This window comes from Acidisphaera sp. S103, assembly GCF_009765975.1.
GTDB lineage: Bacteria > Pseudomonadota > Alphaproteobacteria > Acetobacterales > Acetobacteraceae > Rhodopila.
The window spans coordinates 378,864-394,872 of record NZ_LMUJ01000060.1; the positions used below are offsets into that span (position 1 = coordinate 378,864).

12 protein-coding genes, 1 other RNA gene and 1 pseudogene are annotated in these 16,009 nt (G+C 64.7%); 9 read left to right on the forward strand and 5 right to left on the reverse strand.

All coding sequences use genetic code 11. The features are described 5' to 3' along the window. The 4 genes and pseudogenes from GSQ89_RS20675 to GSQ89_RS20690 all read right to left on the reverse strand — a co-directional run. Positions 1–283 (reverse strand): annotated as a pseudogene (locus tag GSQ89_RS20675) (DNA polymerase III subunit gamma/tau); the annotation flags it as partial. 47 nt (positions 284–330) lie between these two features. Further along, positions 331–423, reverse strand: an RNA gene (gene ffs, locus GSQ89_RS20680) — signal recognition particle sRNA small type. A gap of 22 nt (positions 424–445) precedes the next feature. Continuing rightward, positions 446–1,579, reverse strand: coding sequence for an NAD(P)/FAD-dependent oxidoreductase (locus tag GSQ89_RS20685; protein WP_158928678.1), 1,134 nt, complete (start codon positions 1,577–1,579; stop codon positions 446–448). Next, entirely contained in the window at positions 1,563–3,479 is a 1,917-nt protein-coding gene (locus GSQ89_RS20690) for a LodA/GoxA family CTQ-dependent oxidase (RefSeq protein WP_254073292.1), read from the reverse strand. The genes GSQ89_RS20685 and GSQ89_RS20690 overlap by 17 nt, the downstream gene beginning before the upstream one ends. Before the next feature lie 166 nt (positions 3,480–3,645). On the opposite strand from GSQ89_RS20690, the gene GSQ89_RS20695 reads away from it, so the two are divergent. Then, positions 3,646–4,185 (forward strand): carboxymuconolactone decarboxylase family protein, encoded by a 540-nt coding sequence (locus tag GSQ89_RS20695; RefSeq protein WP_158928680.1) that lies wholly within the window; start codon positions 3,646–3,648, stop codon positions 4,183–4,185. A gap of 13 nt (positions 4,186–4,198) precedes the next feature. Next, positions 4,199–5,125, forward strand: coding sequence for a VOC family protein (locus tag GSQ89_RS20700; protein ID WP_158928682.1), 927 nt, complete (start codon positions 4,199–4,201; stop codon positions 5,123–5,125). Between the two features lie 26 nt (positions 5,126–5,151). Here GSQ89_RS20700 and GSQ89_RS20705 read toward each other — a convergent pair whose 3' ends face one another. Next, a complete protein-coding gene (locus GSQ89_RS20705; RefSeq protein WP_158928684.1) occupies positions 5,152–5,823 on the reverse strand; it encodes an O-antigen ligase in 672 nt (223 codons plus the stop codon). A 242-nt stretch (positions 5,824–6,065) separates the two neighbouring features. Between GSQ89_RS20705 and GSQ89_RS20710 the strand changes: the two genes are divergently transcribed. From GSQ89_RS20710 to GSQ89_RS20740, 7 genes are all read left to right on the forward strand, one after another. Next, positions 6,066–7,319: an O-antigen ligase gene (locus GSQ89_RS20710; protein WP_158928686.1), complete on the forward strand. Its 1,254-nt coding sequence runs from the start codon at positions 6,066–6,068 to the stop codon at positions 7,317–7,319. A 334-nt stretch (positions 7,320–7,653) separates the two neighbouring features. Further along, a complete protein-coding gene (lptF, locus tag GSQ89_RS20715; RefSeq protein ID WP_158928688.1) occupies positions 7,654–8,778 on the forward strand; it encodes an LPS export ABC transporter permease LptF in 1,125 nt (374 codons plus the stop codon). A 4-nt stretch (positions 8,779–8,782) separates the two neighbouring features. Continuing rightward, positions 8,783–9,895, forward strand: a complete 1,113-nt coding sequence (gene lptG, locus GSQ89_RS20720; protein WP_158928690.1) for an LPS export ABC transporter permease LptG — start codon at positions 8,783–8,785, stop codon at positions 9,893–9,895. Between the two features lie 215 nt (positions 9,896–10,110). After that, positions 10,111–12,246, forward strand: coding sequence for an LPS-assembly protein LptD (locus GSQ89_RS20725; protein WP_158928692.1), 2,136 nt, complete (start codon positions 10,111–10,113; stop codon positions 12,244–12,246). Between the two features lie 17 nt (positions 12,247–12,263). Next, positions 12,264–13,667 carry a peptidylprolyl isomerase gene (locus GSQ89_RS20730; protein ID WP_158928694.1) on the forward strand — a complete coding sequence of 468 codons (1,404 nt, stop codon included), beginning with the start codon at positions 12,264–12,266 and terminating at the stop codon, positions 13,665–13,667. Positions 13,668–13,684: 17 nt separating this feature from the next. Then, positions 13,685–14,521: a 16S rRNA (adenine(1518)-N(6)/adenine(1519)-N(6))-dimethyltransferase RsmA gene (gene rsmA, locus GSQ89_RS20735; RefSeq protein WP_158928696.1), complete on the forward strand. Its 837-nt coding sequence runs from the start codon at positions 13,685–13,687 to the stop codon at positions 14,519–14,521. Between the two features lie 90 nt (positions 14,522–14,611). Then, entirely contained in the window at positions 14,612–15,838 is a 1,227-nt protein-coding gene (locus tag GSQ89_RS20740; RefSeq protein WP_158928698.1) for an ABC transporter substrate-binding protein, read from the forward strand. The last annotated feature ends 171 nt before the right edge of the window (positions 15,839–16,009 follow it).

Genomic DNA, 16,009 nt, shown 5'->3' on the forward strand with positions numbered 1-16,009 from the left:
GGGCCGTGGTCGTCTTCCCGACCCCGCGCACCCCGGTCAGCATGAACGCATGTGCCACCCGACCCGCGGCAAAGGCGTTGCGCAGCGTGCGCACCATCGCCTCCTGCCCGATCAGGTCATCGAATGTCGTTGGCCGGTATTTCCGCGCCAGCACCCGGTACGGAGTCGCATGCACCGGCTCCGGCAGTGCCACCGGCAGGGCATCCCCGAACAGCCCCGGCCCCTCGGGCACCGGGGGGGCATCGTTTTGTTCGACAGGATCGTCCTGAAACAGGCCGGACATGCGGGGCGGTCACCTCACCGCCATATGCGGCATCTGGGGGGAAAAGTGGGAGACCGACAAACGACCCGAGCGGTGACCCGTTGCGGCTGCTTCCTTCCGGACCTGACCGGGTTGGCGAGGCGCCCGTCCACCGCCGATCTCCCGAAATCTGTCTACCACGTATCAGGGGGGTGGGGGCAAGGTGGGTCTTAATCGCCGCTCCCAGAATGGCCGTTCGGCCCACCGGCGTTCCAACCCATACCAGGTGTCCAGGTGCGTCCGGTAGGCATCACGAACCGGGCAAAGCGACGCCGCATAGCCCCGCAGAGCGTCCGAATCCCCTGACAAAGCCCGATCCCCCGCCTCCGCCCCCGCGAGACCAGTGTATAGCGCGTTGAACAAACCTTGCGCCGACAACGGATCGAAGCTGAGCGCCGAATCGCCCACCGCCAGCCAGCCATCGCCTGCGGCAGGGTCCAGTTCGGCACTGTGGGCCGCACAGAATCCGCCTACTCCGTCGGCCGCGAAGCCGCTGCCCGCCAGGACCTCCGACAGAAAGCCGCGTTCCGACACGCGCCGCAGCAAGGCGGCGGACCCGTTTGCCGCGACGCCAGCGGCAGGAAGATCGGAATCGGTGTGGAACGCGACAACTCGCCGATTGCCCGGCAAGGGTGCGGTGTACCACCACCCATCAGGTTCCGCCTCGATATACGTCAGCCCCGCCTGCCGATCAGGCCGATCCTGGCCGTGCAACCAGCCGCATACCAGCCGGTCCCCCACGATCCGCCGGCCCCCTGGGCCACGCGCGACCGTCGAACCCCTGCCACCCGCATCCACCACCACACGGGCCGTCACCGGCATCCGCCGCCCGTCTACGTCCAGATCGAGCCGCCACAACCCGCCATCCCGGACGATGGTCCCGGGCCGCGCCGGGATCAGCACTGCCGTGCCGCGCTGGACAGCAACCGCCCGCAGCCAATCGTCGAACCGCGTCCGATCAAGATGCCAACCCGGCCCGTCGAGATCGCGCAGATTGTCCCGTTCCACCGGTTCAAGGCCGCCCCAAACCGACCGTCCTCCGAAGTTCGGGCGATGTCCCTGGGAAAGAAACGCCCCCCACAACCCCATATCCGTCAACAACCGGCGCGCCGCCGGCGCCAGCGACTCCCCGATACGGGCATCAGCCGCCTGTCGCCGATCCACCATCAGCACACGCCACATCGGGGCGAGATTCAGCGCGCACACCGCCCCCGCCGGTCCCGCACCGACCACCAGAACGTCCGCGTCGATCGTCGTTCCGTTAACGGCGAAGGCCATGTGGGAAACGATGGACCTTATCGATGCCGGACAGATCGGGTCGGACGCCTGGACCGGCGCCATGGGCAGCGAGGCGCGTCACCGTCTCATTCGTCGACTCGATCGGCACATGCTGGTCTTCCACCTGGATGACCGACGGGAATAGCGCCTTTCCTTCCGCGTCGGCCGGTCCCGGATTGACCTCGACCACGCCCATATGATCGAAGCCCTTGATCATGTTGTTGATCTGCTCGACGTAACTGCCGGTTCCCAGCGGATCCAGCCATGAAGAACGAATCGCAAAAGCCGCCAACCGATCCTGCGGCGAGGCCTCCGGATTCATCACGACCGCGTACTTCTCCCGCGTCATCACCTGGTTCGGCACCCTGGCCGGCCAGAACGTCGGCAGATTAGGATCATACGACTTGACGTAGCCGGACTGGCAACTCGCCGTGTCGGTCTGCCACGGCACCGCCATCCATCGGCTGATCCCGCCGGGCACCTGTCGATACAATGGTCCATTGATCACCATGACGTTGAGGCTGGTCAGCGTCGTACCGAGGTTCGGCTCAACCCACCCCACCGGCGCATGTCCAAACCGAAACGGTTCCATAAACATGCTCGGTGTTCGCACCGGCCACGTCATCTCGCACCCGGGATGAAACGCATCGGCGAGACAGAATTCCAGTGCCGCCCGGGTCAGCATATCCCCCTGCTCCGCCAACGGCACCTGATCGAATTCAGTATAGACCGGAACCTTACCCCAATCGTCCTCAAAGTCTCCCGCCGTCCATTGCTCCAACATCGTAAGCTGCGTCACACTCAGCGAAGAAAACGCCCGCGGCGTCTCAGGGGTCGGCAGGCTCATCGCATCGCCATACACCCAGGGCCACGGCACCGGAGACCACGCGTCCACCGTATCGTTCCGAAACGAGTTCTTCAAAACCCGCCGCGTTTCCTGGTTGGCCGCCGCGGGGTCATTCAGCCGCTCGATCCAGTCCGCCCGCGTAAAGTCATACCCAGCGTTCCAGCCGAATCCCGCCGCGAACCCGGCATTCACCCACTGCAGCCGAGTCAAACGTTCGAAGACCGGATAAATATCATAGGTAAACGACGGCCGCAGCGGCGCAATCAACGCTCCGGTCTGAATGGCGACATCGCGCATCAGGTCCCACAACGTCCGCACCGACTTGCATTGCGGTCCATAATCCGGCGGCGCCACCACCAGCCAGGACGGAGTCACCGGCAACGCGACACCGCCATACGAAACCGTCGCCGTCACCGGCCCATCGGAGACATCGTCGTGCCAGCCATTATTGTTGGCAAAGGTCGTCGCCGGCTTCCCGTCATACGACGCGGACTTCCCCCTGCCGCCGGTGACCAGCAGACGAGCATCGCCTTCGCACCACATCTTGCCCAAATAGACCGGCTCGCCTTGATGCATGAACCGCCCTGCGACCATCTCAACCGGTCCCGAACCCTGCCCCGCACGCAACGTGTGCGCCCCGGCATCCAGCACCAGCGAGCCACGGTCCTCCACATCTGGATTTCGTAACGTACTGGGATCGGCCGAGGCCGCCTCCGGGATATCCAGCGCAATCTGAAATTCGTACCAGGCAGCCTTTTTGTTCGCCAGATGCACCGTCCAGGCGATATCGGCGCCAGCACCCGGCGCCGTCAATTCCTTGACGATCGCGCCAGCGGCGTTGACACCGTAAATGCGGAACCGCGCCGCCTGCGGATACAACCGTCCCTCGGCATCCCGATACGGGTTCTTGCCCGGCGCCGTATCCGCCACCAGAGGCTTGGGACTGGTCACCTCCGGCCCGACAACATAACCGGCCGGCGCGTTGCCAACACGCGCTATGCCGATGGACGGGTAAATCACCGCTTTGACGATATCGTCCCGTGCTTCCGACACCACCCGTCTCCCCCTGCTGACTCGATGGGATTTAGCATGAATGGTTGGGCACGTGCAAAATCACTCGCGCATGACGCGAATAATTCACATCGAACACCACCTGCCCAAGCTTGCGAACCACCGCAAATCCGCTCACGCTGGCTCCAACCAACAAGAGGAAACCACCATGGCCCGCCTTCCGTTGATCACCAGCAAAGACCAGCTCGCGACGAAGGACCACGCCATTGCCGACGGCATCATCGGCAGCCGCGGCTCGCTGCACGGCCCATTCTCCGTTTTCTTGCACAGCCCCGAGGTCGCCGGCCGCATCGCCCATCTCGGCGCCTATGTGCGGTTTGAAGGCTCGTTGGACATGCGAGTCCGCGTCCTCGCCGCGATGACCGTCGCCCGCGAGTTCGACGCCGCCTATGTCTGGGGTGCCCAAACCGGTGGCGCACGCAAGCGGAACGTCCCGGAAACCACGATCGCCGCGATCAAGGCGAACCGCTCCGACGGCATCCCGCCCGAGGACCTGGCGGTCATCGAATTTACCCGCGACCTGCTCCGCAAGCATCGCGTCACCGACGCAGCCGCGAGGGAAATGCGGCAACGCCTTGGCGACGACGCCTTTATCCAGCTCACCAGCGCCATCGGCTACTACAGCATGTTGGCAATGACGGTGAACGCCTGCGAACTGGAACCCGCGCCCGGCGCCGACACGCTGTAAGGAGGCTCGCCCCGTGCTCACCACCCCCGGCTTCCACCATCTGCACCTGAACTCGGTCGATCCGGACGCCGCCATCGACTTCTATGTGCGGCAATTCCCCACCAGTTCCAAAGGCACCTGGGCCGGGCTTCCCGCCCTGCTCGCCCCCAACAACTGCATGATCCTGTTCAACAAGGTCGACACCCCACCCGTCTCCGAACCGCAAAGCGCCATCTGGCACTTCGGCTGGCACGTCCCCGACGCTCGCGCCACACTGGAAACCTTCAAGACCCGCCCCGAGGTGAAACTGCAACCGCTCTACACCACCGACGAAGGCGGCTCCGTCCTGATCAGCAGCGACACCTGGCCCAACATTGGCAACACGCTCGGTCTCACCAAATCGCAAATCCAGGACGCGCGGCGGTCCGGCGCAAAGCCGCCCGGTGGCGGTGGCTTCATTTATCTGAAAGGCGGCCCCGACAACGCCCTGATCGAGTTCGCCGGCAACCACGGCGCCGAACGCTTCAACCACGTCCACATGTGGCAGGAACATCCGTTCTGCGCCTTGCTTTGGTACCAAAAGCACCTCAACGCCCCAGTGCGCCCCGGCTTCGCCGAAACAAACTTGACCGAGACCACGTGTCAGGTCCCACGCGGCGCCGACAAAACATGGCCCGCCCTGAAGCAGCAAGGCATGTACCGAACCCCGCGAGCCGGCGTGGAATTCGGCGACGTCGTCCTGACCTGGTACGCCAACCAGGGAGACGCACCATTGGTCAGCCCCCGTGGCCAACTCCAGGACCACATCGCCCTGAGTGTGGCCAACCTGGACGCCTGGACCACGAAACTGCGCGATGAAGGCGTAACATTCCTGGAAGAGCCCTACACACTAGGCGACACGCGCGCCGTCATGATCGAAGGCCCCAGCCGGGAAGCGCTGGAATTGGTTGAGGTCGCATAACGATCAGATAGGTCAGGGTCCGGACCCTAGCCGTTGGCGACATAGCCCGAGCGTCCGTCGCACCGGCGTCCCTGTGCCGTGGGCGGTGATGGCCGCCCGACGCCTGCGATCCTGTCCGTCCCCATGCACACGATCAGCGGCAGCCAGACCATGTACCACATCGGCGCCGGCCCCTTGATGAGTATGCTCATGTCGGTCATCCCGGCGAGGATAGGGTAGGCCAGCAGCGCGATGCGCATCAATCTGCCCACGCCGCGCGGCCGCCGCCATGCGGTTCGCCCAACCAGGGCCAGAAGGGACAGGAACATGGCAAATCCGACCAACCCGGCGTAAAACACCGTGGACAGCAGCAGATTATGCGGAAAACCCTCGTTCACCCGACCCGGGCGCGCCGTCGGCCCTAATCCCACCCATGGCGAGGTGGCGATGACCTTGAGCGAGAGCCTCCAGATGATCAGCCGTTCGGAGGCGCTGCGGTTGGCGAACGCATGCCAGACCGAGGCCTCGACCGACGGCACCAAAAGCTCCACCAAACCAACGACAACGAGAACCGCCACCACCGCGATCGCGAGCAGGCGCGGGCGCACCATCGCAAGCAACAGCACATGCGCCCCGCCGATCGCCAGCATCGGTCCCCGGCTTCCGGTCAGGGCAATAAAACCAAGACCCACGGCCACGGCGAACGCGTTTACCCGCATCGATCAGGGCGTTGGCCGTGCCGCAAACGATCAGAACGTAATGAGGCGGTCGCGCCATGCCGCGGACCGGGTGAACGCTTCGTGGCATCCCCAGACGAACAGCGGCACGGGCGCCGGACCGGGGTGGACACCGGTTGCAGAATGCGCGGGAGGGATCGGCGTGGCCGACGCATTGTGCCAGACCCCCACCTCGCCTAGTGATCCGCGCCTGCTTCATACCAGCCCAGCGAGAGAGGCCACCAATGCCACCGACACTACTCGCCACGACGATCGAGCGCGGCATCGACCGGTCGGCGCCGGTCCTGGTGTTCGCCGCACTGCCGACACTCGGGCTGGCCGCGGGTCCGTCCTATTCCTCGCTGATCATCGGCTTGGCCGTGGTGCAGCTCCTGTCCGGATTAGCCGCCGGCCGCGGGCTGCCGCCGATCGACCGCCCGGTTGCCGCGATCGCCGGCCTGTTCCTGGCGCTGTGCTGGGCCAGCGTGATTTGGTCCATCGACCAGCGGGAAAGCATTCGCGCCGCTGCGGGACTGACCGGCGTCCTGGTTGCGCTGTTAATGTTCCGCGCCGGCCGCTACGGCCGGCCAGAGTCGATGGAGACACTGTTCCATGTGCTGCTGATTGCGACCCTGGTCGGCGTTGGCATAGCTTGGTTCGACGTCCGGCTGGGTTACCCGCTTGAGGCGCTCATCAGCACGAAGCCTGGTGTCCACGCGGCCACGAAATACAATCGCGGGTTTGACTATCTGGTATTGATCGCATGGCCACTGCTGGCACATGTCTGGTGGCGGCGGCGGTGGTGGTCGATGGCCGCGCTGGGCATTGCCATTGCGATGATGTTGGCGGTGACGCTGAGCCTGGCGGGGCGAGTTGCGGTCGTCGCCGGCGTCGTCGTATTGCTGCTGGCCTGGGCTGCCCCTCGGCTGGTTGCGATCGGGCTGGGGTGGGGCGTGGCGGCGTTCGTCGTGACACTGCCAGTGGTATTGCGCCTGCTGGCCGAGCGGCGGACGGAACTGGCGCGGTTCCTGAAACCCTCCGGCGTCGCCCGGCTGGAGATCTGGGACTATATGACCGCGCGGGTGTTCGAGCACCCAATCGGCGGCTGGGGTCTGCGCACTGCCACGCACTTGCCGATCCGTCCGGATGAACTGGCCAGCTACATCTACGTCGATGCGCGCGGCATCTACCCGCACAACCAATGGCTAGAACTGTGGGTCGAGCTAGGCGTGCTCGGAGCCGCGCTGGGGCTGGTCTTCGCCCTGCTGCTGCTGTGGCGGATCTGCGAGCTGCCGGCCGCCCTGCGGCCGTTCGCCTACGCCGCGTTTGCCTCCGCCATGACCATCGCCAGCGTTAACTACGAGGTGGTGACGGATTCCTGGTGGTGTGCGCTGGCGGCGAGCGCGGTGCTGTTCGGTATCCTCGGCCAGTTGCTGGCAGGCGCCGGTGTGGATGATCGTTCCGAAGACGTGCGCATCATGGGCAGGCACGGAGCGTGAGCGCCGACTTGCCGTCATCGCACAACCTGCTGGGAGCCGCCGGCTCGGCGCTAGACCGCGATCGTCTGAGGTTGACCAACCTCAGACGTGAATCGCCCTCTCAAACAAAGCGGGTTAGAGCATCATACTCTAAGGACAAAGCCAGATCGTGGCGACGCCCTAAGCCCGGATGGCCGAAACCCCGGGGCAATCAGACGCCGGGCCGGCCCTGGCGCGTCCATTGGTCACAATGCGGCGAACGGCACGCCGGGCCAGCCTCGGTTATATAGCCCGGCCAGGAGGGGATGAAAAAAAGTACGGTTGCATCCCACCGGAGCCTGCCTCAGAAAGCGGCATGCGTTTCAGCAAGGTGGTGACCCGCCTCGATATCTACATATTCCGCCAGGTGCTGATCGCGCTCGTCGTGGCCACCGGCGGCCTGACGGCGCTGGTCTGGCTGACCCAATCGCTGCGGTTCGTGGACCTTGTGGTCAACCGGGGCCTGTCGTTCCTTGTGTTCCTGCAGCTCACTGGCCTGCTGATCCCCAGTTTCATCGCGGTCATCCTGCCGATCACCACCTATGTCGTGATCCAGTTCGTCTACCAGCGCATGGCAACGGATCGGGAGCTGACGGTAATGCGCGCCGCCGGCTTGTCACCATGGGCGCTGGCCCGGCCGGCGCTGACGGTGGCACTGCTGGCGACGGTGATCGGCTATGGGCTCAGCATTTGGGCGGTGCCGGCCTCACTGAACGATTTCAAGCAGTTCCAGTGGGAAATCCGCAATCGCCTGGCCGCTTTTCTGTTGCAGGATGGCGTTTTCACGCCGCTGTCAGACAAGCTGACGGTGTATATCAGGTCGCGCGACCAGGACGGCACCCTGCACGGCATCCTGGTGGACGACGCGCGCGATCCCACAGCCCACGCCACCGTCCTGGCGGAGCGCGGGCGGCTGATCGACGGCCCGGACGGACCGCGGGTGCTGCTGGTCGATGGCAGCCGGCAGGAGATCGACCATCAGACCGGCCGGCTCGACGTGCTGACGTTCAAGCAGAATGAGATCGACCTTGCCGAGGCCACCAAGGACGAGGCCACCCGTCCGGCGGACATGTCGGAGGTGCCTTTGCACGATCTGTTCGATCCGCATCCGGCGTTCGCGCGCGACCGGCCGAAATGGATTGCCGAGGGGCACAAGCGCCTGTCCGCGCCGCTGACCACGCTGTCCTATGCCATGGTCGGGCTGTTCTCGGCGCTGGGGGGGATGTTCAGGCGCCATGGCGGCGTCGCGCGGCCACTGATCACGGTCGGCGGCATGGTGTTGCTGCTGGCGTTCGGCCTGGCCTTCGGCAGCCTGGGCGCGCGCGACAACAGCATGCTGTTCCTGATGTGGCTGCATGCCACGGTGCCGGGAATCATCTGCGCCTGGCTGTTGTTCGGGCCGTCGATTCGCCCGTTCCGCACGCAACAGGCGGAAGCGTGACCGGATGACGGCGGCCCTGACCCTATCGATCTATATCGTCCGCCAGTTCGCGATCGCGATCTCCGGCATGCTGCTGGCGCTGTCCGGGCTGGTAGCGATGTTCGATTTCATCGAGCTGTTGCGGCGTTCCGCCAGCCATCCGGAGGTCAGTTTCGGCCAGGTTGCCCAGATTGCGGCGCTGCGTCTGCCTTATGTCGCCATGCAGATCCTGCCGTTCGCGGTGCTGCTGGGCGGCATATTGTGTTTTTGGCGGCTGACCCGGTCCTCCGAACTGATCGTCGCCCGCGCCGCCGGCATTTCGGCGTGGGAGTTCCTGACCGCGCCGACGCTGTGCGCGCTGCTGTTCGGCGTCGTCGCCACCGCGCTCGTCAGCCCGGTTTCCTCGGTGATGCTGGCTCGGGCCGAGGCGATGGACAACGCCTATCTGAGTTCCGGCGGCGGCCCGCTGGCGCTGAATGGGGGTCAGCTTTGGTTGCGACAGGCGGATCGCCAGACGTCGCCGCAAGGTGTCGCCATCATCCATGCCCAGCAGGTAGAACTGCACGGCAAGCAACTGACCGCGCACCAGGTCAGCGTGTTCCGGCTGGATGGATCCGACAAGCTGCTGACGCGGATCGAATCGCCGCAGGCCAGGCTCGTTAACGGCAGTTGGGTGCTGGAGAACGCCCGTTCCCTGCGGCCCGACCAATTGCCGGAGGCGCCGCGGCTGATCAACCTGCCGACGGATCTGACGGTGAACCGCGTGCAGGAGAGTTTCGCGTCACCCGACACGCTGTCGTTCTGGGCGCTGCCGGGCTTTATCGCGCTGCTCGACCGGTCGGGGTTCTCATCGCTGCGGCACCGGCTGCATTTCCAGGCGCTGCTCGCGCTGCCGCTGCTGTGCGCGACCATGACGCTGGTCTCGGCGGGCTTCTCCATGCGGCCGGCTCGGCGCGGCGGCGTGGCGCAGATGATCGGCAGCGGCGTGGCAGCAGGGTTCGCACTGTTCGTGGTGTCGAAAATCGCTGAGGAGATCGGCCAATCCGGCGCGTTGCCGGTCGTGCTGGCGGCCTGGGCGCCAGCTGCATCGGGCCTTATGCTCGCCGTCGCGCTGCTGCTACACACCGAAGACGGCTGAGGATGGATCGCTTGCCCCGTTCGAGATTGAACCGAATCCTGGCCTTCGCTTTCCCGATCGATACCGGTGTCCATGCCGCGTCTTCCAGGGCCGCGTCTTCCAGGGCCGCGTCTTCCAGGGCCGTGTCCTCCAGGCTCACGTCCCCTTGGGCGGTGACGTTGTGCGTCGGCCTGGGCTGCCTGTGCGCGACGACGGCGCACGCAAAGGTCGGCCCCGTGGCCTCCACCCCGACCGGTCCGCAGTTGAACAAGAATGAACCGGTCACCTTCACCGCCGACTCGGTGGAATACGACAAGGACAATTCCCTGGTCACCGCCACGGGCCATGTCGAGGCCTGGCAGAATGGCCACGTGATGCGCGCCGACAAAATCACGTTCGACCGCAACACCGGGGTGGCGGCCGGCATCGGGCACGTCGTGCTGCTGGAACCGGACGGCGAGGTGATGTTCGCCGACTACGCCGAGATGCGGAACAACATGAACGACGGCATCCTCAAGGACATGCGCGCGCTGTTGCAACAGAACGGCAAACTGGCGGCGAACGGCGGGCAACGCACGGGCGGACAGATCAACGAACTGTCCAAGGTGGTGTACACGACCTGCAACCTGTGCGCCAAGAACCCCAACCGGCCGCCGCTGTGGCAGATCCGGGCGTCCTCCGCCGTACAGGACCTGGAGCACAAGAAGATCGAGTTCAAGGATGCGACGCTGGAGATGTTCGGCCTCCCGGTCGCCTGGTTTCCGTATTTCTGGAATGCCGATCCCTCGGTGAAACGAGAATCCGGGATTCTACCGCCAATCATGGGGACCTCGTCCAACATCGGCTTCTTCTACGGCCAGCCCTATTATCAGGTGATCGACGACCAGTCGGACGCGACCTACCTGCCAATGATGACCACGGAAGCGGGGCCGCAGCTTGATGTCGAGTATCGCCGGCGCTTCAACGACGGCACGCTGCTGATTAACACGTCGGCCGGATATTTGGATAACACGCCCCAGGGATCGCTCGTCTCGACGGGCCAGTTCAACTACGACGACACTTGGCGCTGGGGTTTTACGATCAACCGGGCGTCTTCCACCCAGTATGTGACCGATTTCCATCTGACGGAGGGACTGGCCGGCGATCAGAACATCCTGACCAGCCAGTTGTACCTCGAAGGCTTCGGCGTAGGATCATACACCCGCCTCGATACGAAGTTCTATCAGGGCCTGAACGACGTGATCAACACCAGCACGTTGCCGACCGTGCTGCCGCGCTACCAGTACAGCTTCTTCGGCACGCCGGATTCGCTGGGTGGCCGGTTCTCGCTATCGGCGGGCGCGTTCAACGTGACCCGCGCCGAGGGCACCAACACGCGGCGCGCCTCGCTGACGATGGACTGGGAGCGGCCGTTCGTCGGCTTGCTGGGCGACCAGTGGAAGATCACGCTGCATGGCGACGCCGCGGCGTACAATGCAAATGACGTCAACGAGCTGCCCAATTACGGCCCCTACGCCAACGTCGACACGGCGCGCGCGCTGCCGCAGATGGCGGTGGATTTCCGCTGGCCGTTCGCCCGCTATAGCGGCGCTTGGGGCACACAACTGATCGAGCCGATCGCCCAGATCGTCGTCGCACCGCAGTCGGGCAACAGCCAGCTGACCAAGATCCCGAACGAGGACAGTCTGGATTTCGAGTTCACCGACGCCAACCTGTTCGGCTTCAACCGATTCACCGGCATCGACCGGCTGGATGGCGGCGTACGGGCCAACGTCGCGCTGCACGGCGCCTGGTACCTGGGCGGCACAACGTTCGACGGGTTGGTCGGACAATCCTACCGCACCACCAAGGACGACCTGTTCCCCGAGGCATCCGGGCTGCACGACCAGGTCTCCGACATCGTCGCCCGCGGCACGTTCGCGCCGACCAAGTGGCTGGACCTGACGTACCGCACGCGCCTGGACAGCCGCACCCTGGCGACCCACTTCGCCGATGCGGTCACGTCCGTAGGGGTGGACAGGTTCCGCGTGTCGGGCGGCTATATCTACACCAATTTCAATCCGTACACCTATTACGACCAGCCGGCACCGCCGCCGGTAGGCAACACCTATTATTTCCCCCGCAACGAGGTCTCCCTTGGGGTGTCGTCCAAATGGGGCAACTACAAGTTCACCGGCAACGTCCGCCGCGATCTGCAGACCAACCAAATGGTCTCGGTCGGCGCCGACGCGATCTACGAGGACGAATGCTTCATCTTTGATTTGCGGTTGTTCCGCCGTTATACGAGCATCAACGGTGATAACGGCTCCACCGAGTTGCTGTTCCTGTTGACGTTCAAGACGATCGGCCAATTCGGCTATCGCGCCCTATAAGATCGGGAGTGCCTGACATGCCGACCCCTCGCCGCGGCCAACGCAGCGGCCCCCTCGCGTGCGGACTCGCCGGTGCGCTTGCCCTGCTGCTGGCGGCTCCGGCCGCCGGCTTCGCCGCTGGAACGCCTGCGAAACCAACTGTCGCCGCCGTGCCCGCGAAACCAGCCGTTGCCGGCGCCCCTGCGAAGGGGGAACAGCCGCTGGCCGACGCCAGCCGGATCGCCGCGGTAGTCAACGGTGACGTGATCAGTGACGCCGATATCGCCAACCGGGCCCGCCTGTTCGCCATTTCCGCCGGCATGCCGATTTCATCGGACGTGATCGACCGGCTGAGGCCGCAAATCCTGCGCCAGTTAATCGATGAAAAGCTGCGCATCCAGGAATCCCAGCGCCGCAAGATCGTGATCCAGGACGCCCAAATCGCCGGCGCGATCAAGGACATCGAGACCCGCAATAACATGCAGCCGGGCGCGCTGCGGGCAAAACTGGCCTCCGACGGCGTCAGTTCGCGCACCCTGATCGATCAGATCCGTGCCCAGTTGGCCTGGTCTCAGATGCTGAAAGACGTCGTCGTGGACAAGATCCACGTCACCCCGGCCGAGGTGGCGGAACAACAGAAGCTGGCGGCGCAACAGGTCGGCCAGACCGAATATCGACTGGGGGAAATCTTCATTCCCGTCGATAATCCCGACAACACCGCCGACGCCCAGCGTTTCGCCGAGACGGTGATCACCGAACTACGAGCCGGCGCGTCGTTCCCGCTGGTCGCCGCGCAGTTCAGTCAGACCCAGTCGGCGCTCGAAGGCGGAGAGATCGGCTGGCAACAGATCAATCAGATCGACCCCGCTGTTGCCCGTATTGTCACCCAAATGCCAGTGGGCGCGGTCAGCAACGCGGTGCGGGTGCCGGGCGGCTTCTCGGTCGTCACGCTGCAGGGTAAGCGGGTGATCGGCCAGGAATTGGCGACCATGCTGACGCTACGCCAGGCCTTCGTCGCCTTCACCACACCATTGACCGATCCGCAAAACCCCACGGAGCAGCAACGCCAAGCCTTGGCCAAGGCTCACTCGATCCAGGCCACCGTCAAAAGTTGCGACGATATGGAAGCCACCGCGAAGACGCTCAATCCGCCGAATCACCCGGTGGATCCGGGCGACGTCGCCGCGGACGGTGTCAATCCGCCGGCCTTCCGGCAAATATTGGAGACCATCCCTATCGGCAAACCCACCGAACCGCTGATCTCGCGCGACGGCATCGCCGTGATCGCCGTGTGCACGCGTGATCAGAAAAACATAGGTGAGGTCACGGCGAAGCAAATCGAGGAGCGTCTGGTCAACGAGCGGATCGATATGCTGTCCCGCCAGACCATGCGCGACCTGCGCCGGAAAGCCACCATCGACGTCCATAATCACGGGGTCTGATTTCAGGCCCGCGTCCGTTGGCCGACCTTCCCTTGCCCCCCCTGCGGGACGTCATCGCGCGGCACGGTCTCGCCGCACGGCATTCCCTCGGCCAACACTTCCTGCTGGATGGCAATCTGACCGACCGTATCGTGCGGGAGGCCGGGGACCTGACAGGCCGCCATGTCATAGAAGTCGGACCGGGGCCCGGCGGCCTGACCCGATCCCTGTTGGGTTCGGCCGCCGCCAGCGTGACCGCGATCGAACTGGACCGGCGCGCGATCGGCGCGGTGACCGAACTGATCGGGGTCTCCGGCGGACGGCTGCGGGTGATCGAGGGCGACGCGCTGTCGGTAGACATCGCGTCCCTGGTGCCGGCGCCACGGGCGATCATCGCCAATTTGCCCTATAATGTCGCCTCCCCGCTGCTTGTGGGATGGCTGCGCCACGCCGCGTCGTTCGAGCGTCTGACCTTGATGTTCCAGCAGGAAGTGGCTGAACGGATCTGCGCCGACCGGGATACGCCGGCGTACGGGCGGCTGTCGGTTCTGACCCAGTGGACCTGCGATGCTCGTATCGTGCTGCGCCTGCCACCGGGGGCATTTACCCCGCCACCGAAGGTCTGGTCGGCTGTGGTTTCCCTGACCCCGCACGCCATCCAACCCGACCCGGCGATGTTCGTTCGGATGGAGGCGCTGACAGCGGCGGCATTCGGGCAACGCCGGAAAATGCTGCGCGGATCGCTGCGCGGGTTGGGTGGGGAGGCGCTGCTGGCACGCGCCGGCATCGCGCCCGAACGGCGGGCAGAGACGCTGTCGGTGGCGGAGTTCGATCGCCTGCTGGGGGTAACCGGTCCGGGGCCTGTGGCCGCCTGAACGCGCCGTCGTGGCGGTTGCCAGCGCATCTATTCGCCGCTATGACCATCATACAATACTACCAAAAAAAGCTCTCAGGGGGGCAACAAAATGAATATTTCCCGACGTGTTCTGCTCGGTTCGACGGCTGTCGCGGGCGCTTTGCCCATTGTCGGTGCGCGTGCCCAGGCCAAGCCCGTCATCAGTGTCGGTGTGCTGACCGACCTGTCGGGCACCTATCGCGACAACACCGGCCCGACATCGGTTGCCTGCTCGCAACAGGCGATCGCCGAGTTCAACGCCGAGTCGCACGGGTTCTCGGTGGCATTCCGTTCCGCCGATCATCAGAACAAGCCGGATGTCGCGGCCTCCATCGCCCGGGAATGGTTCGATGGCGGCGTGGACGCAATCATCGACGTGCCGACATCGTCCGTGGCACTCGCCGTGTCGCAGGTGGCGAAGGAGAAGGACAAGATCCTGCTGGACGCCAGCGCGGCGGCGATGGAGGTCACCGCGGACCAATGCAGCCCCAACACCATCGTCTGGAGCTTCGACACCTACGAAAAAGCGCATTCCACCGGTGGCGCGCTGGTGAAGGCCGGCAAGAAAAGCTGGACGTTCGTCACCGCCGATTATGTGTTCGGGCATTCGCTGGAGGAGCAGACCGCCGCGGTGGTCAAGCAGATGGGCGGCACGGTGAAGGGGGCGGTGCGCTATCCGTTCCCGGAGACGACGGATTTCTCGGGGTTCCTGCAGCAGGCCCTAGCAAGTGGCGTGCAGGTCCTGGGGCTGGCCAATGCCGGTTCCGACACGGTGAACTGCGTGAAGCAGGCGAACGAGTTCGGGCTGAACAAGCAGATGACGATCGCGCCGCTGATCATGTTCCTGCAGGATGTACACTCGATCGGGTTGGACACCGCGCAGGGGTTGATCACCAGCGAGACGTTCTACTGGAACATGAACGATCGCACCCGGGCGTTCACCAAGCGCGTGCTGCCGCGGACACCGAACAACTATCCCAGCCAGGGGCATGCCAGCGCCTATTCAATCACGCTGCACTACCTGAAAGCGGTGGCCGCGCTTGGGGGCGCCACGGCGAAGAAGAGCGGCCGGACCACGGTGGCGAAGATGAAATCGATGCCGACAGATGACGATGCGTTCGGCGCCGGTAGCATCCGGGCGGACGGCCGGGGCATGTTCCCGAGCTACCTGCTGGAGGTGAAGACTCCGAAGGAAAGCACCGGCGAATGGGATTTGTACAAGGTGCTGGCGACCACGCCGGCATCGGAGGTACTGCATCCGCTACTGGACAAGTGCAAGTTCCCAACCACTGTGTGAGGCTGGGTAGGAGCTTCATGGCCGTGGCGTTTTGCCGCGTGCGGCCCGGTCGTGGGTTTCCTTTGAGAACAGACGCCAGGGCAATCGCTTGAAGGGGTGTGGGATTCCGGCGCGGTCTGAAATACGATTTTTAGGGAGCCTCGTACCATGAGGTTTCCATGTCCGAACCCG

Bases quoted from the DNA above. Each gene is read 5' to 3' on its own strand.
- GSQ89_RS20730 (WP_158928694.1), top strand. From the start codon at position 12,264: ATGCCGACCCCTCGCCGCGGCCAACGCAGCGGCCCCCTCGCGTGCGGA.
- GSQ89_RS20685 (WP_158928678.1), bottom strand. From the start codon at position 1,579: ATGGCCTTCGCCGTTAACGGAACGACGATCGACGCGGACGTTCTGGTG.
- GSQ89_RS20705 (WP_158928684.1), bottom strand. From the start codon at position 5,823: ATGCGGGTAAACGCGTTCGCCGTGGCCGTGGGTCTTGGTTTTATTGCC.
- GSQ89_RS20740 (WP_158928698.1), top strand. From the start codon at position 14,612: ATGAATATTTCCCGACGTGTTCTGCTCGGTTCGACGGCTGTCGCGGGC.
- GSQ89_RS20695 (WP_158928680.1), top strand. From the start codon at position 3,646: ATGGCCCGCCTTCCGTTGATCACCAGCAAAGACCAGCTCGCGACGAAG.
- lptF (WP_158928688.1), top strand. From the start codon at position 7,654: ATGCGTTTCAGCAAGGTGGTGACCCGCCTCGATATCTACATATTCCGC.
- lptG (WP_158928690.1), top strand. From the start codon at position 8,783: ATGACGGCGGCCCTGACCCTATCGATCTATATCGTCCGCCAGTTCGCG.
- GSQ89_RS20710 (WP_158928686.1), top strand. From the start codon at position 6,066: ATGCCACCGACACTACTCGCCACGACGATCGAGCGCGGCATCGACCGG.